The following is a 20532-nucleotide window of genomic DNA, read 5'->3' on the forward strand; positions in this document are numbered from 1 at the left end:
ACGCAACCATCGAGTAGCCCCTTGGTCAGCTGCTGAGCCATATCTTGAAGCGCGACCAGATGCTTGGGGACAGTCCGGCCTTCGCCCGAGTGGTCGGGCTAGACGCGCCGCCCTCCGCTAGAGAATCGACGCTAGGTTCAGCATCCCTTAGCTGGCTGTAGTGCTCAGCTTTGGCCCGCTTGTCTCGGCGCCGTTCTGCTTCAACCTGCGACGCGGACCAGGCGCCGGCCTCTAGGACGCGGCTCCCCCGGATCACATAGTGTGACCGGCACTTCTGGTTCCAGTTGCCCACGGAAGGGTGAAGCGAAATGGATTCGCCATCAAACGTCATGCGCCAGTCGGTAGGCGTAAACGGGGTCACCACGCGATCGCCGCAGCCGCAGCAGCACGAGTGGACCGCAGTCGCGTAGTCCATCGAGATGTACAACACGCCTGGATCCAATTCGCGTGGGACGTTGCGGACAAAGCGATGCTCCAGGGTTTCATGGCGCATCACGACTGGTCTCCGTTTAGCAACATGCCGCCATCAGTCGTGTACGTGCTGTGGTGCTCGTTCTCCAAGTCGCGGTAGAACCCACGGAGCTTCTTCCACTTCACGACCGCCAAGCACGCGTTCAGGGCGTTCAGGTCCGCCACCTGGATGTTGGAGGCGTACACGTCTTGACCGCCGCCGCCAGCGAAGGAGATGCGGCCTGCGTGGATGTGATCGCGCTTCGCTGGTGTACTCGTTGTCACCCGCAAGATACCGCCGAGGCTGCCGTTAGAGAGTTCCAAACCCATCCCGACGTCGATGAATGGAACGCCGAGCGCCTCCAGCTTGGCGACCACGGCGCGCTTTTCCTCGCCTGCGTCCATGCTGAGGAATGCAAACGTGATGCCGTCAAGCAGCCCCAGCGTCTCCGCGCTCATCTTCACGGGGTGCGCCGCGATGCCCCGATGCATCCGTTCATAGATGCCCTTCAGGTATTGCACCTTCTTCGGGGCGTCCCGCAGCTCCTCCAGCGATGGCGCGCCCGGCGCGCGGAACGCGTTGTGCGACAGGAATTCGTCATCATCGAACAGCCGGATTTCCTTTACTGGAGTCTTCGCAACCAGGTCAAGGATGTAACCGCCCGTGCCGCCAGTGCCCAGGATGCCCACCACCTCGTTCTCCAGCTTGCTTGCGAGCGCCCCCAGGCCGACCCGGCTCGATGCGGTATCGAGGTAGTTGAAGACGCTGTGTTCGTCTTCATCATCGGCGCCGCGGATCAACCGTGCGCTAATACCGGGCTGGAGGACGGCCGCCGGGCCAGCCAATATCGTTGCGTAAGTAGACATCTTGGCGTAGTAGTCCGGATAGCCGTCCTGGTTAGGCTTGCTGGAGAAGCTGTACCGTGCGGTGAGTCCGTGGCCGAGGTCGGTGTTCGGCGACGCGTGAGAAATCCCTGGCAAAGGCGTCCCATCCGCGTTGCACGGGAAATCGCCGTCCCAATGGATCACGTGCGTTTCCGGCTTCCGCGTCTGATCGCCAGCCAGGTCAAGCATAGACACCAGGGCGCCGGTGCGCACGCGGCGCTGGGCATCGACGTAAGGGACCTCCCGCATCACCAGGAGGCTTCCCTGGATGCGGACGAAGTACCCCTCCGACCGCAGCCGGGCCAAGTCGGGATTACGACTGAACAGTTCGCGTGACATTGAAGATAGTCCCATGGTTTTTGACTTCAACAGAGCCGCCCTCGCCGAGTTCACCGGCGTGGGGGAGCGAGGCCGCATTGCGGTACGTCATGGAGAACTTGACGTTGGTTTCCGGCGGCGCGTTCGGATGAGAAAGCTTCACGACCTGTTCGAAGGTGACGTGCTTGTCCGGCACCGTCTCCTCGACAGCGTTGACCAGGATGACGTAGCCCTTGGTCGGCCGCGGGGCCACGATGAACCGCTCGATGCCAGGTGCATCGAGGTTGACCCGGTCGTCCGGCTCGATAAGACGGTCCTCGCCGCCTCGGACCTCGAGGAAGATGGCCTCCTCGGGCGACGGATCAGCGAGGTCATACAGAACGCTGCCGAGCAGGTCAGCACGGCCCCAGGCCATCTGGCGGTCGTTCAACGAGAACTTGAAGTCGCGGTCGGACTTGAACGCGATGAAGCGTTCAGCACCCCTGCCGCGCAAGTCTACGGTCTCGTCGAGCCGGATGTCCTCGAAGTCGCCCGAGGCCAAGAGCGCAAAGAGCAGGTAGTCGCCACGGCGGTCAAGCCCAGCACTGTCGAGAATCTGCCGACCGGTGGGAACTGGGTCCGTCACGTCAATGTGGCGGAAGGTCAGACCTTCCAAGCCGAAGAGAATGCGGTAAGCGGCAGCTTCCCGCAGAGGGCGATCCTCACGGATCGCATCGCCAACGTTGTCAATATCAGGATGTTTCATAGGGTCCTTATGGTTGATGTAGCGAGATTTTTCTCGTCTACATCCCTCTAATCGGACCCGCCGCATGCCGCCGGTAAGCTTTTTTTCAGAAATTTTTGTAGAGCGTGCCCGGCGGCACCGCGCCGCATACGAAGAAGGCCGGGCAGTTGGGGCAGATGGTGTCCGACACCTTGGCCTTGAACTGGCCATCCCGGATCCCACGGAAGATGTCGCTCAGCTTGCCCTGCCGGTTGTTCAGCTCTCTGGTGGAGAGTGTCAACGGCTTCGATTCGGCATCGGCCAAGTACACAAGCTCAATGTGCGCGTCAGGGAATGCCGCACGGGACGCCAGCACAAGCGCCGCGGCCCCAACGTCCTTTACATCTTCGCTGGGCGCGTGGCCAGTCCTTACTCGGCGCAAGGTGCGGATACCATTTCGTACCAAGATTTCGTCCGGCCTTACCTCCACTCTGAAATCTTCAAACGAAATGTGCAGCGCCGTTGGCCCTTCAATCAAGGCGCCTGCTCGTGACTCCAAGAAATACTGAAGCATCGTAACGGCTATCTCCCGATAGTCATCGATATAGCCATGTTCATGCAGACCATGGGCAACAAAGGCTTTCGAGAGCAAAGTATCCAGCTCGTCAGTCGGCGTGCTTCCCTGAGCCACAACCGCACGGTAGACCTCGCGGATCGCCTCATGCATTTGCATGAACGAGCTCATCCGGCGGCGACCACCCACCTGAAGCAGATGCGTGTACAAGAACCGTCGAGCGCAAGACTCATATAGCGCGACCTGATCGGAAGTGAAACGTGGACTGCCAGAAAACACCACAGGTATGGGGTCGTCGTCAGGTGCTGGAGGCATGACAGTAGTCGGCGTCACGGATCGGCGGTTGACTGTCCCGATTCGATCCAGGAATGGCGATAACGGCCTGGCTCGCCCGTTTGCCGTGGCGCTCGCCCCATAGAAAGCCAGACGATTTCTCGCGCGTGACATTGCGACATAAAACAGGCACTCCTGCTCTTCATTATGAGCCGCTCGTGCCACTTCATCAGCGGTCCCCTGTCCACCGACGACCATGCCCCTTGGTGGAGGACATTTCGATGTCCGAAGCGATCCAGGGATTGAATCCTTATTTACACCGGCAATGTGGACTGCTTGAAACTCAAGCCCCTTTGCCCCGTGTATCGTCATCAGGCGAACTGCGTCGATACCTTGGGCTGCTGCAGGAAGCTGCCTCAGGTCTCTGTCATCTCGCAGATGCAGGAGCCTCCTCACGCGGTCGGTAAGCCGCTGAATCGGGAGTCCCCGCCCGTTCGGCTGTGCCCGAACGAAGTTCATGAACTGCCAGATCGCGATGCCCTGTGCCCTCTCCGAAACGCTGGTTGACGCAGCGATACGTGCTGCTCGTCTAGTTCGGTCTAAAAGGAGGGTCGCAAGTACGGTCCAAGGTTGCGAAGTTGTATCGAAGCCAGCAAGGGCGACATGGAGGGCCGACAAAGCGGCCTGCCCTGCGCTCGTCACTTCAGCTGGGACGTGAAGCCGCCAGGCACCCGGTTCCACGTCCGTACCTCGTAGATGCTCAAAGATCCTAACTGCGTCCTCTAAAGCCATCTCGAACTCTGGCCAGCAAGCGGTCCGAATCAGCCCCATCGCGCGCCGGTCAATGAGAAGCGTCAGCACTGCTACAAGGTCCTTCACTTCTGGTCGCTCAAACAGGCTGCCCAAGAACAGTACCGGAATGCCTGCGCGTTCGAGTTCCCGTCCAATATCGGACAGCCGGTCATTCCCACGGCACAGGACGACCTGGTCGCGATACCGATAGCCCTCTATGTGCAGCTCTTCAATGCCGTCAGCGATAGCCGACGTTAACAGGGACGTGCTGCCCACCGTAATAACTTCAGGTAGCTTGCCACCAGAGCCCCTATCCGCTTTGAGTGCCTTCTCGCCATCAGCTGCTGACATGTCCTTCCCGAACGTCGAAAAGGCATGGACCACTTCTGACGTAGAGCGGTAGTTGACTTCTAGGCTCTCGCGTACCGCGCCGGGGAAATCCTCGCGCCCAAAGCGAGACATGTTGAACGATGAGGCGCCGCGGAACCGGTAAATGGATTGTTTAGCGTCGCCAACCACCCATAAGTTCTCGCCTGTTGGCCTCAACGCCGCTAGCAGCCGCACGCTGCTGCGGTTCACGTCCTGGTACTCGTCAACCAGGATGTGGTCGTACGCGCCCTGAAGCTGAGCTCTAACTGCTTCATCGCTTTCCAGCAGGAGCACTGGCTGCATGACTAGGTCACCGAAATCCACGCATTGGGTGACCGCCTTCAGCTCCTCATAGCGCGCATAGACCTTGGCAACTTCTGCTGCCTTCTCGGCGGCGTGCACGGCACTCTGATCGGACGCTGCAACGCGCATTGCCGTTGCCAGCGCCAGGTACCCGGCGGCATCAACGACTTCGTCCTTTGCTCGCGACACTGCAGCCAAGATTTCAGCGACGGTCTGCGAGGGATCGTAGAGATTACGGTAGTGGATCAGGCCGAGTCGCGGGAACTCGTTCTCAATGAGTTCCACTGCTTCGGTTCGATCCAGCAGGCGAGGATTAGCTGGCAGGTTACACCGGTCATTAAATCGCCTCAGGATGTCTAGGCCGAAGCTATGGAAGGTTCCAATACAAAGCGCGGCGGCCTCTTTAGGCCGCTTCAGTGCGATCCTCTCGGCCATTTCTCCTGCAGCTTTGTTCGAAAAGGTCAGAAGAAGGATACGCCTCGGGTCAACACCCTCCTCCAGCAGGCTCTCAACTCGCGCTACCAGCGTGCGTGTCTTACCTGTGCCCGGTCCTGCCTGAAGAAGAAAAGCAGCGCCTCGATGGCCAGCTGCGTCTTCTTGCTTCTTATTGAGGGGGATCTCAATTGGTTCCGCTGCAGCGACAACAGGCACATGGGGAAGCAATAGCGCATCAAGCATCTGTTGAGCCACGACTTCGAACGGCGCACCTAGCCGGCCTGCGATTTCGGAACAGGTCAGCCCTTGAACCACGTGCAGGTCGACCACCAAAGGCCTCGGCAGGAGAAGCTCTCTGGCGAAGAGGTCCATCTGAACCTCTCGTCGCTGCCGTCGGCTGTAGTCGACAACCCGGTCCATCCCAACCGGGCTGGCCTCCGACGTCCGAGCTGCGTCGATCTCGACTACAGCCTCGTCATCTTCTTCGCCGTCTCCTAGCTCGGCGTGTCCGATTTCATGCGCCACCAGGAAAGCCTGTTCGAATGGCGTTCCAACATTCTCGTGAACAATAAGAGGAATCTCAGCGTCGAAGGCTGCACGCGCGCCATCGAGGATCGCGGCACCAGGGGCGCAGGGCTCGACGGTAATGCCGAGTTCGTCAGCGATCCCGACCGCGAATTGATATGGAGTCCATGGGTCGCTCCCGCGCTCGACGGCTTCGTCGTGCAGTCGTTTAGCATGCTGCCGCGCGAGCTCTAGAGCATCCATGGTTACTCGTCGTCAAGCAGTTTTGACAATGCCTCTTCGTTGACCCCCGCTTCTCTAAGGGTTCGTTCCAAAGAAACCTTTTCCGCAGCCACTGGCTTGATGCTCGACTTGCTGGCCCGAAGCTGGGACGTCTGCGGCGGTAAAGCCAAAAAGGAGTTTAGGACTGCGACTGACGCTTGCAGAGCCTGGGCTAATTTTTCGTGAACGCGCGCGGGTATGGTTGAGGCTTCGATCCGGCGCTCGCGTAGGGCAAGGCCAGCCTGTATTGGCCATCCCAATGCTTTAGCTGCGTTAGTGAACGTCTTGGCTGGAGCCTCCTGTAGGGCTTGCAGAGTTGCCGGACGTTCCTGAAGCCTGCGCATACCTGCACTCACAGCAGCAAGATCGTCAGCGCTCAATGGCGTGTCGTCATCGAACTCTCGAGACAGTTCTCTGGAAAGATCCACAAGCTGTAGCGAATACTCTGGGTACTGCGATAGGTATCGCTCAAGGATTCCAGCTCCAGGCTCGAAATCCATAGCAAAAGCGTTTAAGACGTCTTCTCGTGTGTTCGATGAATGTTCAGTCATCACATCCTCCCCTTGCGTTCGAGACGCAGCCTCAAGGAGGCGAAAGCTTTGTCGCGATGCGTACGGATGGTCTTCTCGGTCTTACCCAGCACCTTGCTGATGGTTACGACTGAAGGGTCTTTCGACTCAATAGGAATTTCTTGGCGCCACATCTCGACGATCCTCCGTTGGAACTCAGGTAAGCTGTCAATCGCATCGTCGAGCAGCAATCGGTAATCTTTTTTGTCAAGTTCGTCGGCGTCAAAGGGATCGTAGTCCCCAACCGCAGCTTCGACCCGTTCGGAGACCCCTACTTCGTCAGAACCCAGCTCATCGCTCCGGTTCTCGTGTTTCCAATGGCGGTTGCTAGCGTCTTGCCTAGCCTTGGCTATGGCCGAGTTGAAGTTAACTTCGTAGTAATCGAGGCGGTCGTCGTACTCATCCCGATCGCTCAACAGTAGATCAAGGAAACGGTCGACCACGTCCTCCCGAATGTTCATTCTGGTGAGAGACTCCGTGTGGCCACCTGCGTCCGTAGCCCGCGGTATGCGACGAACAACACGGCCAAGCAATTGTTCGGCCAGTTTGTCACGATGAGCGCCGTCTGGTAGGTTGCGAACGAAGTATACCAACGCTTCCGGCGAAACAAACCCTGAAGCGGTGCTTGGCCAACGAGCTGCACGGCGCTCCAGTTCGGTGACGCTGAGGGTTGCAAGTTCGCGAATTTCAGTTTCAACGGCTTCGCGCCTGTAATAAGGCGTGCCATCAAGCTTGGTCTTGCGGAGGGGACGTACCACAATTATTCCTCAAGTCTAGCCCGTCTCAGGGCATGCCTATCAGTGAAAGGGGGCGTATAGGTTCCGCAGCTCACGCCCTCAGTTTCGCGTCTCACGCCGGTCTCTACAAGGCGTGCGCAGCTGGAGTCAAAGGCGCCGGTTGGCTTCGCAAAACGAGTAAGTGGCCTACTGGACACACAGCAGCGCCTCACATCGTGGCCATTTTTGTCGGCTCACGTCTTAATGCCTACGCCAACTCCCAGGAATGACTTCTACGTTAACAAGAAATATACCAGTAATCATATCCAATTAGCAACAAATAGGTGCTAAGATCAAGTTTACTGAGATCTGGAACAAGCATCGACGAACTTCTGGGAATGGAAACTTTCTGGTACGAGAATTTGAAGAAATCGACGCCGGCACAACCTCTGCAATCGCCGATTTCCTGAGCAAATTTCCATGAGCATAGCTGGGCAGCAATAAGATGGTTACCGTTGTCCCTTAATTTAACCCGAGTACAGTCGAAATGGCTGACGCGCACCGGGCGATTTTCCGCTTGCCACCCTTCACATGAGCGAACCGATCCCTACCGTTGCTATTGCAATAATGAAAGGCAACTGTCGAGTTCATTTTTCGAGGTAAGTCCATGAAATTTATTCACGCTGCAGACCTCCATGTCGACAGCCCCTTGCGCGGGCTCGACGGCTATGAAGGAGCACCCGTGCAGCGATTGCGCGGCGCCACACGGCAAGCCTTGTCTGCCTTGGTCGATCTCGCGATCGAGGAAGAGGTCGATTTCGTGATCTTGGCTGGTGACATTTACGACGGTAACTGGGCCGATTTCCGCACTGGCTTGTTCTTCCGCGACCAGATGGTGCGCATGACGCGCGAAGGTATCCGCGTCTACATCGTCAAGGGCAACCACGACGCCGAAAGTCAGATCACCAAACAGCTACCACCAGTCGATGGTGTTCATACGTTCAAGTCGACCTCGGCCGAGACGTTTATCATCGAGGACCTCGGCGTGGCACTCCACGGACGAAGTTTCCCGAACCGCGCGGTCCCGGAAGACTTGGTCGAGCAGTATCCTGCCGCCCATGCCGACATGTTCAACATTGGCGTGCTTCACACGAGCCTGAATGGGCGAGGTGGGCATGACACCTACGCGCCGACCACGGTCGAGGCATTGTGTGCCAAGGGCTACGACTACTTCGCGCTCGGTCACGTGCATGCGCGCGAGGTCGTGCGCGACGCTGATCCACGCATCGTCTACCCAGGCAACCTGCAGGGCCGTCATGCTAAGGAAATCGGGCCTAAGGGCTGCGAGCTGGTGACAGTGACCGGCGGTAGCATCAAGAGCGCACAGTTCATACCGCTGGACGTAGTGCGCTGGCACCAGCTGCGGCTAGATGCGAGCGGCGCGGCCGACGTCAACGTGCTGCGCCAGCGCTTTATGGCGGCGGTCACCAGTCTGGTGGCTGGCGAACGCGAACGCCTGCATGCGCTGCGAGTGATCGTTAGCGGCCAGACCGAACTGCACCGGTTCGAGGCCGAGCAGCCAGGCACGATCGCCGCCGCGATTCAGGCGGGCACCCAAGACTTCGAGGAAGCCGACTTGTGGGTCGAGGAGGTTCAGCTCGACCTGCGCTCGCCGCTTGATCGGGCCGCCGCCCTGGCACGCGCCGATGCGGTCGGGGAGGTAGTGCACCTAGTCGACGAGCTCACATCAAACGACGAACGGCTACGCGCATGGATGCTAGACCAGCTCGGCGGCCTCAGCATGTTGCCACCCGGTCTGTCCGATTGCGACCCGTCGACGCTGCGCCATGAAGTACTACGTGCCTTGCTGGCCGATGCAGAGGCGACGGTCCTTGCCCATCTGGGCGCCATGGAAGGAACTTCACGATGAAACTGCGCGAACTGCACCTGACCGCCTTTGGCCCCTTTACCGATCGCAAGCTCAATTTTGGCAGCGCTGAGCAGAGCGTGGTATTCGTCCATGGCCCGAATGAAGCCGGCAAATCCTCAACGTTGCGCGCCATCTCGGACCTGCGCTTTGGAATACCTCAGCTGAGCCGTGACAATTTTCTGCACGAACACCGCAATATGCTGCTGGGCGGCATACTCGTCGACTGCAACGATAAGCGCTACCACGTCACCCGTCGCAAGGGTCGTGGCACCACCCTGCAATATGCGGACGGCAGCGCGGTTCCGCCCGAGATTGAGACACTGATCACTTGTGGCCTGTCGAAGGAAGACTACGAGGCTATGTTCGGCTTGGATCACGAACGCCTTCGTAGGGGCGGCGAGGCCCTGCTGGAGGGCCAGGGAGAAGTCGGCGCAGCGCTGTTCGAGGCCAGTGCTGGCGTACGAAGCATTCCGCAAGTGCTCGAACGACTCGACCAGTCTGCGCGGACGTATTTCATGCCAGGGACACGCGGAAAGAATGCTCGCATCAACGAGGCCCTACGCAGCTACGCTGACCATAATACGGAGTTCAAGAGCGCACAGATCAAGCCGGCGGCCTGGGCGGAATTGTTCAAACAGCACCAAGTGGCGAAAAAGCACTTAGCCGAACTGGAGGAACGCGATCGCGAGGCGAACCGAAAGCGTCTGCACCTGTCCGAGCTGCGTGGCGTGGCCCCGCTGATTCGCAGCCTGGATGCGGCGCACGAAATGCTAGCCGAGCTGGAAGACGTACGGCTGCTGGCCGAAACAGCAGCGACCGAACGGGCCGCTGCACAAGCTGGATTGGCGGCCGCGCGCCAAAGCGCAGAAGCGGCACAGGCGACTGCGCAGCGGCTGGGCGCGCAGCTCAAGACCCTGATGCCAGATCAGGCGGTGCTCGACGCCGCGGCAAGCATCGAACGGCTTGCCGCTAACGCTGAGGCGTTCGACACCTTGCGCAACGACATTGCCGCCGCCGCGGACGAGGTGACCGAGGCGCAGCGCCTGCTGAGCGAACGTGCCGGCAGCATCCTGCCCGGCAAGCCAGCAGATGCCGTGCTGGCCTTGGTGCCAGGCTTGGCTGCGCGCGCTGAAATCGAGGAAGTGCTGCGCGAATTCGAGCTGGCGCAACAGCGTCTGAGCCAGCATCTCGAGTCGGCACGCCCTCTCACTGCCGAAGAGGAAGAGCAGATGGTCGAGCCTCTGCCCGCACCCGAGCTGCTTACTGCCTTAGATACGGCCCAGGTCGAGGCGACGCGCAAGGAAGCGTTAATGAAGCGCAAGGAGCAGCTCCCGGCCGAGATCAAGTCGCTGGAACGCGCCATTGCAGCTGACGCTGCGGCTCTCGGACTGGGAAGCGAAGCGGAGTTGCTCCAGATTCGCACCCTGCTGGATAGCGAAATCGATGCCGCACGCAGCGAGTTCGAAACCGCCGAAACGGAACTAGTCACGCTGCGCAAGCAGCTCTCGCAGTCGAAAGCCGAGCAGGTGGTCGTCGAAGCGAAGCGTGACAAGCTGTTGGCGGCCGGCGCTGTTCCCACGATAACGGACGTGCGTGCCGCGCGCGACCGGCGCGACGTCACCTGGACGCAGATACGTGCTGCGAATGACGGCGGTAAGGCCGTTGCCATCGTGATGCTGGACACTTTTGAGGCCGAAACACGCGATGCTGACAGGCTCATCGACGAGCTGGCACGTGATACCGAACGGGCGACCCAATTGCAGGGCTGCCAAGACGATCTGGCACGGCTTGTGCGTCAGTCGACCGACATCGAACGCGATCACACCGACATCCTGGAGCGCAATGCGACTGCGCTGCAGCGGTGGCATGCTAAGCTGCAGGCGCAGGGCTTGCCTCTACTGGCGCCGGCCGCGTTGCGCGAGTGGCAGTCACGGCTCGGCGATGCGCGCGAACAGAGCGCTACGCTGCGGTCGCTGCTCGACGAATTGGAGACGGTGCGCGCAACAGAGCGTGAGCTGGTGAACGGTCTGTACGATGCCATTACGGCTGTTGGCGCATCCGCTCCTGTTAATGCATCTTTGTCTCTCCTGTGGTCACTCGCGACGGACATCCAGAACGAAATGGAGCGTCGCAAGCGCGCCCTCAGCGCGGCAGTCGGCAAACGCGCGGAGCGCGAACGTCAGATCCGCCGCTTCAAGGCGCAGCAGGAAACGCTGGAAGAACAACAGTCCAGCGCGGCGTTGGCAGTCTCCTCGCGGGTTTTCGGTACGCTGCACTTGGAACTGGGAGCCGGGATCGCCGCCGCTCGCGCACGGCTGCTCGAGTTCGGGGCGCTGGCCAATGCCAAGGCCGATCTGGACGCTGCTGCTGCGCGCGGAGTGCGAGCTCAGCAAACATTTGACCGCCTACTGGGCCACGCACGCGAACTGGCAGCAGCGATGGGAGAGACACTGCCCGGCGACTTACGGCTGTACGTGGCGCAGCTCGAAGCAAGACTCAAGAAGGCCAAATTGATTGAAAGCGAGCGCGCCCTGAAGCAGCAGAGCCTGGAGGACGCGCAGGAACGCCAACATGAGCAGGAAAGCCTGGCGCAACGCCACGAAGCGACGCTGGAGCGACTATGCCGCGCGGCCAATGTTAATTCGCCTGAAGCGCTGCCCGAGGCAGAGGCGCAGTCGCAACGCAAGCGTCAGGCCCAGGCCGACGCTGATCGCGCACGCAAAGACTTGGCCGCGGCATCGTCGCGACAAGCGGATGAGCTGCGTATCCTGTTGCGCGACTACGATGCCGAGCGCATGGATGAGGAGGAAGCACAGGCATCGGCCGAGTTAGCGGCGCTTGAAACCGAGCTGCGCAATGCACGTCAAGCCGAGGAGGTCGCTCGTCGCGCGTTGGACGACGTCGACAGTGCCGACACTGCAGCCGCCGCGCGAGAGCGGATGGAGCGCGATGCGGCTGCGGTGCGACTGTCTATGGCGCCGTGGATGCGTTCCCGGCTCGCATACAGCCTGCTCGCCGAGGCCCTCAAGCGCTTCCGCGAACGCGCGCAGGGGCCAATGTTGGCGGCGGCGTCGCGCTACTTCCATCAGATGACCGATGGTCAGTTCGTCCGCTTGATCAGCGACGACAGCGACGATAAGCCGGTGCTGCTGGCGCAGCGCGCCAATGGCAGCCAAGTGAGGGTTGAGGGCCTTAGCGAAGGCACACGCGACCAGCTGTACTTGGCGCTGCGACTGGCTGCGCTCGAGATCCGGCGCGAGGCTGGCTACGATTTGCCTGTGGTGCTCGACGACGTGTTGATGACCTCGGACGACAGCCGGGCCGCGCTTGCATTGCACGCGATCGCGGAGTTCTCCAAGGGACACCAAGTGATCCTATTCACGCACCATGCGCACCTGTTGGATGTGGCCGAGCGCACCGTGCCAGGATCGATGCTTCAAGTGGTCGGACTCTAGGGAGGGACCTCTGTTCACAGACGAAGGCTGTCAAAGCGAGAGGACAACCTCAGCCATCGGAATTATCCGCAATGCCTAGGAGGATTGGAAGAATTATTTCCAACAGTTGTCACCTCACTTAAGTGTCGCCACTAATAAATTTTGATAGTAACCACTAAAATTGGATAGTGCCTTGGCCTCGTCAATTGTTACTATAAATTTCCTACAGATGGGCTGTGGTATCGGTGAGCGACAGAAGTTTTAGATCGAGCAGTGCCGAATGTTGCCAAACGCAAAAAAAGCCCATGACTACGCTTGCTCGCTCGCGTAGAACTGTCGTAATTTGTGCTGATAATAGCATCTACGGGAATGACTAAAGAGCGAAAACGTCATGAACTTCATTTTTAATTACTAATAATGCTCAAATTACTCGTAAATACGCCAAAAGGTGGCGTTGGTAAAACTACTACAGCGACCAATATTGCATTGCTTTTAGCCAGGCAAGGGCAACGAATTTTGGCCGTGGATTTGGCGGGCGGCCTGATTATGTCCCGCGTGTTATCAACCACCCCTGAATTCTCTAGAAGTTCCGGGAACCGTATTATTCAAATGGAAGGCGAAGGAGTGCCAGACAATTTTTCTGGAGCATCGGGTTTCGATTATGCCGTTTTAGATACGGATGATAGTTTCGTCGTTAGCGCTGACCTTCTTCGTGGCACACGCTCAGGATGGCGCGTTCTATCGCCTATCAATCCACACGACACTATTGGTCTTGATAGGATACCGCGTGAGCTCCGAGCTGTTTTGACGACAACTGCGCTTACCCCAAGTGAACTTAGACTCAGTGTGTTTGCAAACATGGCACATGGGGGAGAAGTTACATCTGGGCTTGAAAAAATAAGGACTGCGCTTTGCGATCATGGTATTGAAAGTACACTTGCCAACACACACCTTCCTTACTCTCCATCTGAAAACGCGCCGATCCTCCTGGAGGATCCTAATTACACCGAGTCCCTTCAATCGCTTCTCTATGAGGTTCTTTAATGAATCTATCGAAAATTGAAAAATTAGCTTTGGAGAAAATAAAAGGGGAGGTGGAGAAGCCTATCTCCTTCGTTTATTCTGGAACAATTGACCCTGATTTGCTTTCGGCACTCCAAATTTTTTGGTGTACGAATTCGCAGAAAATTGTGGTGGAGAACTCGATTTCACTCGTCGCATCTAGTTACTTGCGAACTGGTATTGACATCTTGAAAATGGCGAAACCGGACAGGTTAATTTTCTTGAAGGAAATCACGCTGAATCCAGTTCCGAAAAGCACTAGTGCTAAGGATAAAAGCTTTCTTTCAATCCGAGTTTGTACTTGGCAGCTGTTCTTGATTTTGAGTAAATCTGATATTAATATTAAAACTTCCCAACAGTTAGTCGATTTTTGCCTGCGAAAAGCTTTTGAGGCTCGGGCTATGCTTTTCGGCGATACAACTGAGATGGACATATGGGAAAATTAGAGGAGGCTCTTGTAGAGAGAGTGCTTGAAACTAGCGCGGAATATAAGCGTGCGGTAATGGAAAATACTATTCGATCCTTGCTCGGTGCCGCTCCACTTGAGCAGGTTACCGGACTTCCGCCAAGACGAGGTCCAGCAGACGGAGGGATTGACGGTATTATTTATATATCAAATTCCGATGGAGTAGGTCAACCTGTACGAACTGCAATAAATGTAAAAGTAAGGAAGACAGATTTCACGCGCGAACAATTGGGCGGTTTTTTGCTTGATATGGACCGGGAAAGAATTACTTCGGGAGTCATAATTACAGCTGCGTCTTTAGCTCCTGATGCAGAGGTGGAACTGGAAAGAAAAAATCGCGAGGGGACAGTTATGCTTTATCATATTCGTTTAGCCGATATATTAGCCGGAGATTTAAGTCATCTGGACATATTTATCGGGCAAAATCACATCAGCTCGGTCCTCACCTCCCAATTGCGTGAGATTCTTTCAAGAGAGTAAATGTACTACTCCGGGCGGGTCAAAACAAAGTGTTACAGCAAAAAATGGAAAGCATGGGTCCGGTCCGATTCTGTACAGTGGCGAACGCCCAACTGTTGCTTAGCGGCTTTAAGGCGTTCTTTAAGTGAGCCTTTGTTAGATCTGCCTCTTTGACTAGGTGATTAGTTATCTCGTGAAGGACTGTATCAAAAACAAAATGGTCAATATCTAGGCGGCTGAACTGCACCATTTGTGCCAAAACGCCTGTTTCGAAGCCAAATTCATATTGTTCGAAAACTGAGGTGTCAATCGATATTCCACCGATTTTCCCCGCGATGACCGCCTCTTTTAAAGCATTAACTGAAATTACAGGCATACGATATCTCTAGGACGGGAGCTGTAAAAGAAACTATTGCTGAGTACTGAATTTCTGTATGTGCTTTTGCTCTGCCTTGTTTTAGATGGTATTTGGACAAAATCAACCTGATGATTTGCCTAAAACAATGACAGGTAAGCCTGGCGGGGGCGGACCGTCTTCAACTGATCGCCAAGATTCCGATCAGATTCAGTAGCGACAGGCGCGTCAGCGTCGCTCAGTTTGTCGGGCTTGGGTGGGCGGTCGCGGCGGACCTCCCCGGATTCAATTCGATCCATAGGCCGATGGTGACGCGCTATTTTCGAGCATCGTTTGCAGGGCAGTCCAATCCGGCATGGCGGCCAGGTTGGGATGATGCCGCCAGAAGCGCGCAATCAGTTCCCGAAGGTCGGCATCGAAACCCGAGTCTGTGCGCAAACGTTCCAGATTATCGTTCAGGGCAGCGACGTTACATTCGAGAGCAATCTGGATTACCGAGCGCACCAAGTGCGGCTTGGAGCCTTTCGCAAAGGCAAGCAATTTCGCACGGTCCGCTTCGTCCGCATGGGCGAATACCTGACGCAGGGCAGGTGTCAGGCGGCGTGACAGGTCACGCTGTGCGCTTTGGCTAATGTTCTGTACTGTGGGCGACCCGATCAATTTGCAGAACAGAGCGGCAGCATCTGTACCGGACCGAGTTGCAGCAGCCGCGATCGTCCAGCCGTACGAGGTCAAATGATTTTCGAGCGCCGGTGCCTTCAAAGTAATGTCGAGCAGGCGGTCCGCCCAAGTCGTTCTCGATGGTTCGTCGACGAACTCGAGCGGATCAAGTAGCCTGCGGCGCACGAGGGCGGCGCACGCGTTCAGATACTGCTCTTTCTGAAATCGGTTCACCCTAGCGGCGCGCAAAGCAGGGAAGACGTGCTCGTTCAGCCAGACAACCAAGCGCGCAGCGTCGGCAGCATTCCGACAGATGACATCGGCCGTCCAGGCCGCGAGATGCAGACGCGTCTCCGTGTCCGGCAACTTGTCGAGCCACGTGAAGACCTCGTCCATGGCCGGCACGTGGACGGCGTCCGCAGTGACCAGCTCGGGCAACAGTTGCAACACGCTCTTGCTGGCGCGGGTAGATGCGCTCCGGACGATGACGCGCACCTTTTTTTCGAGGGATTCACGGAAAGCTTCGTTCGTCCTTGAGGCATCGGAGAGCTCAGGCAGCAATTCGCGCAGCCAAGCCGCTTGGCCGGTATGCGTGACCAGGTCAAGCAGGGCATCGATGTACTTTGGCTGAGGATTGTCGCGAAACGCCGCGATCAACCGGGCTTGTAATGTCGATGCGGCCCGGCTGTATTTCGTCGGGTCGCCGAGCACTGCCTCGTAGGCAACTCGAGCGCCGGGCAAGCCGCCTTCCGATGCCGCGAGCAGGAAAGGCATGAGTTCGGACGTGCCTGTCCATTCGCCGAGGGCGACTCCTGGCTGGACAGCGCCGAATAACGCTGCGGTTGACTGCGCCGACAGTACGGCGGCTTCGAGCAGCTGTACGGCCACTCCTAGCTCGACATGGCCCTGTTTCCGGCGCAGCACGCCGATGCCGAGGTCGAGCGCAGATTGCAGTGCCAGAAGGGCAGGCTGCCGGGTAGCCGGTGCTTGGTATGCACGTCCCAACATCGGACCCAAGACGAACCGTGCCCACAAGATCCGCAACGGCTTATCTAGTCCAGTCATGTGACTCTGCAATGCAGGCAAGTCATGGACCATGTTCCCGGCAAGTTGCCGTCTAATGTACTCGTCCACGCCAAACAGGTGAACAGCGAGTTCGGCACCATCGGTCGTGGGCGCGGACGCTAGCAACTGGCCCAATGTCGTGCCTGACGCTATCCAGTGGCCTGCCCATAAACGTGCATAAGGCTTGGTAAAGGTGTCGGCGCCTGCCTTACATGCGCTCGCGTTCCAATACTTATGTCGGGGCTGTTGTGCTTTGAGAAACGAGTTGATCGCTGTAGTGTCGAGCTGGCCAACGATGGAAACGACCTGTGCCGCGCAATCTAGGCGCGTGAATTTGGCGAGCGCCTTATCGAGAGCATCGCCGAGAAGGCTGAGAGCACCGTGCGACGTCGGCTGAGCGGACAGTGCCAGATTACCGAGCAGATAGATATAGTCGGTGACAACATCGTTTCTCACGTTGGCGGCATCGAAAACGTGGTCGCGCAACCGCAGGCTGCCTATCAGGGCCAACACGTCGGCCGGCATCCGTGACGCGAGACGGCCGAACATCTGTACCATATGCTGACGGATGCGCGGACTCGCCGCGAGCCATAGCGGCCGTGCCAGTGCGATCAGCTCATTGAGCCGTTTTGACGGGATATTAGTCGCCGTGCGTAAAAAATGGACGCGCAGTGCTTCACTCGAAGCGGGGTCGAGCAACAGAGCCTGCACCTTGTTAGCGCGTTCCGTGCAGGCTTTCCGCATGCTGCAGTGGACATGCAAGGCGACGCTCTGGTCGGCCAAGTCTGTACTGTGCAACAACCTGTCAAGCTCCCGGTGCGCGGCCTTCGCGACCGCCCCCCCGACCTCTTCGGCAAGCAGCAAGGCGTGCTGTTGGATCGGTTTCATAAACAAGTCTTCCGGACGTTCGTCGCAGCGCTGCGATAACAGGTCGATTCCGTCGCGTCCGAGCAGAACCACGAGACCCTGAGCGGCCGCGTATTCGAACAGCGTCTGATGGAAGAAATGGATGTGCTTGCCGCTCCTCTGCAATATTCCGCGGTGCAACAGGTCTGACACAAGTTCGATCTTGCCATCCACTGCGGAAAATAGTGTGATGACCTGACGGTACTCGAGGTCCAAAGTACCTTCGACCAACATCTGCAGTGCGAGGTAAGCAGCCACTCTGGAGCAATCCCGGCCATTTTTTGGCACTGCATCCGTGAGCAGTCCAGTCGAACGGCGATCTGACCGGATCCGGTACTGCCAGTACTCCCTATAAAGTTCGAAGAGATTGATGTCTTCCGGAATGCCATGCGGGGAGTAGATGTCGAACAGCATACGCATTGCCAGCGGAATCGCACACACGTCCTTGAGTGGGCGCCACATGGCGACTGCGCGCAAGATCCGATCGAGTTCGGCTTGGCTGTAACCGTGCCGTCTCGCGTAGGATGTCAACGCGGATATTAGCTCGGTATCGGAATATGTCTTAAGACGATAAATGCGAGGTGTAAACCTGGCCATGTCAATTCGCTCGAGTTCGCCAGGACGCGTGCTGAGCACGACATAGGCGTTCGCCTCCAACAGGCCAGCCAGCCGTCCGGCGAACAGTCCCGCATTGTCCGGGTCACGTAGCAGCAAGTCGGCCGTGTCAATGAGGATGAGTGCCATCTTGCCGCCGCGATGGATTGCAGCGCACGCGTCTTCGAGGCCGTCGACGTCGAGACCGCTGCCGACTGTCGCTTTCGCAAACGATGCAGCAGGTAGGAATAGAGGAGACCATTGTAGGTCGTCCCTTAGTTCACGGTAGACCCACCACAGCAGGCTCGATTTGCCGTGGCCGCCGTCTCCGACAACAACGAAAAGCCGCTCCATGGCGTCCTTCATAGGCCGGCGCAGGTCCTGCAGCAGACCCTCTCCCTGCTCGCGTGGCACGAACAAGCCACTGCTCAGGCGCATCGGTTTGCCGGCCGCGTCCATGCCTGCGATGTCGACTTCGCGAGCAAATGCCTCCGATCGAGCCTGCAAATCGATGAGCGCACCGTCCCCGCTTGCGGATATGGCCTCCTGGGCCGCAAGTGCGCGCATGAGGTTTTCGAAGATGTCGCGGCGGAGGGTTACCGTGAACTGTTCTCCGAGCACCTTAAGCAGATCCGCCCTGGTCAGTTTCCGCGCTGTCGAGGCATGTGCCGTGTCGAGGACCTTCTGCAGAACTGCCGGGAAAGCCTTTTCTGCGTCCTGCGGCGTCACCTTGAAGAATTCGTGAACCTGGGTGATGAGAAGATCCAGGCACTGTTTGCGAAGCGTTTCCGGATCTGGTTGGCCCGTAAGCCAGATGATGTTGCTGAAGAGCTCGGCCTGTAGCTGTTGTGGCGTGCGGTTAGAAAGGTAAGACTTTGTTGCCGGCTTCAAGTCCTGTGCCATAACCACACGAATCAGTTCGTCTAGATCCGTTGGCGATAAACGGTTGGCCGCCGCGTCTCGCCATGCTTCCAAGGTAGGGCGACCGGCGACCTGGTCAGTCTTGTCGCGCTCCAGCCCGACTTCTGACGTCGTTAGGAGCTGAACTTTGACCTTGTAATGAGCATTGTTCGTGTTCAGGTACACGAAGGAATCGATCGTAGCGCGTGCGGCACTACTGACGATTGTCACAGAAGTGGTCGCAGTGCACTTCACCTGTGTCGCAAGCAGTGATTGACCGAGAACGTCAGCATAATCGTCGGCAACTTCAAGGTGCAGTTCAGCTTGAGCGTCGAGCAGCAGCCACGCTGCGCAGCTTGCGTAAACCTGATAGACATAGCCACCGAGAGATGCGATCGCTTGCCGGGTTTCATCGCCTTTGATTGGCGGTACCGTGGGTGCGTTTGGGAGAACGGCGGCCATTTCTATTGTCCAGGGATCTCGTACAGTTCAGGAAATTATTTTACCTTGATAATTCGTCACGTCACTGTTGTATCGGTTGTTGTACACAGCCGATGAGTGGCATGTTGACCGGGTGCGTACAGGAACACGCGCACCTGGTCTTCAGGGAAGAACTCAGCGCCTCGTGATCGTCCGTACAATGCCGCCACCGAACATCAGCTATCGCCCTCGTCTTTTGGTCGAGGCAAAGGTCATGGAACTCATTGATCGACTGGTAGGTGTGGTCAATGCTATATCGTTCGCAGGTCCACTGTTCCGAGATCCAGCCGATCTCGGCCGTCGATTGGCAGGTGCCGGCTTAACTGGTCGGGCAGTCGCTGCCAAGCTGGATAGTCTAAAAACGTTGGAGTGAACGAGGTATCTTCAACCCGACATTGATTCAATGCTTGTTCCAATAGTGCCGCCCATCTGAGCTGTACTCACTATTCCCAGGATGTTGCGCTGAGAACTACACGGCTGAGCTTGCTTCAACTAACGATCGCTGGCTAGCTGACATACAGTTAGGTACATCGTCCGCAAACGGCAGCGGTTGAAGCGAGACGGCAGGCTTCAGTTGCTGAAGTTATCCGCAATGAGGGGCGGATTAGGGAGAATTCTCCACAATATTAGTCACTCAAGGAAAAGTTAGCCTTAAACTAAAAAGGTTGGCCACAAGTACAGAGCCCGGCGGAAAAGCCGGGCTTTTTGCTTTTCTATTACGCCGAACAATCATAATCGCCGATAGGAAATTCTCAACAGCAACAGCGTCTGCCCGGTTCGGCATAAAGCAGTAATTCCGGCGGTATCGCTTTCTTGTCGGGAATCAGATCAAACGACTTGAGGTAGTTACTGATAAGAAGGCGAGCGCTTTACCGGGGTTGCGCCCGCCGCCCACGATCAATAACGGCCTTTGCCCTTCGCCCGCGCGCTTCGGTCAGCGTTGTCGCAGAATCCACTGCGCGGCGCACCCCGCCAAAACTTGCGTTTTGTCACTGTTTACACGCAATTTAATCACTACAGTCAAGAACTTCGTCGCAAGTTCAGACGC

13 protein-coding genes are annotated in these 20532 nt (G+C 57.5%); 5 read left to right on the forward strand and 8 right to left on the reverse strand.

The annotated features are described in order from the left end of the window. Positions 1 to 25: 25 nt before the first annotated feature. The 6 genes from ACEN9G_RS12845 to ACEN9G_RS12870 form a co-directional block, all read right to left on the reverse strand. Complete coding sequence (locus ACEN9G_RS12845; RefSeq protein WP_413337473.1) at positions 26 to 493, reverse strand: ubiquitination-like system serine protease family protein; 468 nt, start codon at positions 491 to 493, stop codon at positions 26 to 28. Then, positions 493 to 1674: a ThiF family adenylyltransferase gene (locus ACEN9G_RS12850; RefSeq protein ID WP_413337455.1), complete on the reverse strand. Its 1182-nt coding sequence runs from the start codon at positions 1672 to 1674 to the stop codon at positions 493 to 495. Before ACEN9G_RS12850 ends, ACEN9G_RS12845 begins: the two co-directional genes overlap by 1 nt. Continuing rightward, positions 1649 to 2398 (reverse strand): multiubiquitin domain-containing protein, encoded by a 750-nt coding sequence (locus ACEN9G_RS12855; RefSeq protein ID WP_413337456.1) that lies wholly within the window; start codon positions 2396 to 2398, stop codon positions 1649 to 1651. Before ACEN9G_RS12855 ends, ACEN9G_RS12850 begins: the two co-directional genes overlap by 26 nt. Before the next feature lie 85 nt (positions 2399 to 2483). Further along, a complete protein-coding gene (locus tag ACEN9G_RS12860; RefSeq protein WP_413337457.1) occupies positions 2484 to 5870 on the reverse strand; it encodes a UvrD-helicase domain-containing protein in 3387 nt (1128 codons plus the stop codon). Between the two features lie 2 nt (positions 5871 to 5872). Then, positions 5873 to 6439 (reverse strand): hypothetical protein, encoded by a 567-nt coding sequence (locus ACEN9G_RS12865; RefSeq protein WP_413337458.1) that lies wholly within the window; start codon positions 6437 to 6439, stop codon positions 5873 to 5875. After that, positions 6439 to 7215, reverse strand: coding sequence for an RNA polymerase sigma factor (locus ACEN9G_RS12870; RefSeq protein WP_413337459.1), 777 nt, complete (start codon positions 7213 to 7215; stop codon positions 6439 to 6441). The genes ACEN9G_RS12865 and ACEN9G_RS12870 overlap by 1 nt, the downstream gene beginning before the upstream one ends. Positions 7216 to 7840: 625 nt before the next feature. Here ACEN9G_RS12870 and ACEN9G_RS12875 point away from each other — a divergent pair. From ACEN9G_RS12875 to ACEN9G_RS12895, 5 genes are all read left to right on the forward strand, one after another. Then, positions 7841 to 9103, forward strand: coding sequence for a metallophosphoesterase family protein (locus ACEN9G_RS12875; protein WP_413337460.1), 1263 nt, complete (start codon positions 7841 to 7843; stop codon positions 9101 to 9103). After that, a complete protein-coding gene (locus tag ACEN9G_RS12880) occupies positions 9100 to 12558 on the forward strand; it encodes an AAA family ATPase (RefSeq protein ID WP_413337461.1) in 3459 nt (1152 codons plus the stop codon). The genes ACEN9G_RS12875 and ACEN9G_RS12880 overlap by 4 nt, the downstream gene beginning before the upstream one ends. 396 nt (positions 12559 to 12954) lie before the next feature. Continuing rightward, positions 12955 to 13581 (forward strand): nucleotide-binding protein, encoded by a 627-nt coding sequence (locus tag ACEN9G_RS12885; RefSeq protein ID WP_413337462.1) that lies wholly within the window; start codon positions 12955 to 12957, stop codon positions 13579 to 13581. After that, on the forward strand, positions 13581 to 14045 hold the full coding sequence (locus ACEN9G_RS12890) for a hypothetical protein (RefSeq protein WP_413337463.1): 465 nt from the start codon (positions 13581 to 13583) through the stop codon (positions 14043 to 14045). The genes ACEN9G_RS12885 and ACEN9G_RS12890 overlap by 1 nt, the downstream gene beginning before the upstream one ends. Then, on the forward strand, positions 14033 to 14545 hold the full coding sequence (locus ACEN9G_RS12895; protein ID WP_413337464.1) for a restriction endonuclease: 513 nt from the start codon (positions 14033 to 14035) through the stop codon (positions 14543 to 14545). The genes ACEN9G_RS12890 and ACEN9G_RS12895 overlap by 13 nt, the downstream gene beginning before the upstream one ends. 19 nt (positions 14546 to 14564) lie before the next feature. Here ACEN9G_RS12895 and ACEN9G_RS12900 read toward each other — a convergent pair whose 3' ends face one another. Beyond that, on the reverse strand, positions 14565 to 14900 hold the full coding sequence (locus tag ACEN9G_RS12900) for a PIN domain-containing protein (protein WP_413337465.1): 336 nt from the start codon (positions 14898 to 14900) through the stop codon (positions 14565 to 14567). A 264-nt stretch (positions 14901 to 15164) separates the two neighbouring features. After that, complete coding sequence (locus tag ACEN9G_RS12905; protein ID WP_413337466.1) at positions 15165 to 19466, reverse strand: NACHT domain-containing protein; 4302 nt, start codon at positions 19464 to 19466, stop codon at positions 15165 to 15167. Positions 19467 to 20532 lie beyond the last annotated feature (1066 nt).

The sequence above is a fragment of the Massilia sp. Masssp94 genome, from assembly GCF_059491305.1.

What these genes read in the sequence shown, in the direction of transcription:
- ACEN9G_RS12850 (WP_413337455.1), bottom strand. Translation starts at nt 1,674, where the DNA reads ATGTCACGCGAACTGTTCAGTCGTAATCCCGACTTGGCCCGGCTGCGG.
- ACEN9G_RS12890 (WP_413337463.1), top strand. Translation starts at nt 13,581, where the DNA reads ATGAATCTATCGAAAATTGAAAAATTAGCTTTGGAGAAAATAAAAGGG.
- ACEN9G_RS12885 (WP_413337462.1), top strand. Translation starts at nt 12,955, where the DNA reads ATGCTCAAATTACTCGTAAATACGCCAAAAGGTGGCGTTGGTAAAACT.
- ACEN9G_RS12855 (WP_413337456.1), bottom strand. Translation starts at nt 2,398, where the DNA reads ATGAAACATCCTGATATTGACAACGTTGGCGATGCGATCCGTGAGGAT.
- ACEN9G_RS12845 (WP_413337473.1), bottom strand. Translation starts at nt 493, where the DNA reads ATGCGCCATGAAACCCTGGAGCATCGCTTTGTCCGCAACGTCCCACGC.
- ACEN9G_RS12865 (WP_413337458.1), bottom strand. Translation starts at nt 6,439, where the DNA reads ATGACTGAACATTCATCGAACACACGAGAAGACGTCTTAAACGCTTTT.
- ACEN9G_RS12875 (WP_413337460.1), top strand. Translation starts at nt 7,841, where the DNA reads ATGAAATTTATTCACGCTGCAGACCTCCATGTCGACAGCCCCTTGCGC.
- ACEN9G_RS12900 (WP_413337465.1), bottom strand. Translation starts at nt 14,900, where the DNA reads ATGCCTGTAATTTCAGTTAATGCTTTAAAAGAGGCGGTCATCGCGGGG.
- ACEN9G_RS12880 (WP_413337461.1), top strand. Translation starts at nt 9,100, where the DNA reads ATGAAACTGCGCGAACTGCACCTGACCGCCTTTGGCCCCTTTACCGAT.
- ACEN9G_RS12860 (WP_413337457.1), bottom strand. Translation starts at nt 5,870, where the DNA reads ATGGATGCTCTAGAGCTCGCGCGGCAGCATGCTAAACGACTGCACGAC.
- ACEN9G_RS12905 (WP_413337466.1), bottom strand. Translation starts at nt 19,466, where the DNA reads ATGGCCGCCGTTCTCCCAAACGCACCCACGGTACCGCCAATCAAAGGC.
- ACEN9G_RS12895 (WP_413337464.1), top strand. Translation starts at nt 14,033, where the DNA reads ATGGGAAAATTAGAGGAGGCTCTTGTAGAGAGAGTGCTTGAAACTAGC.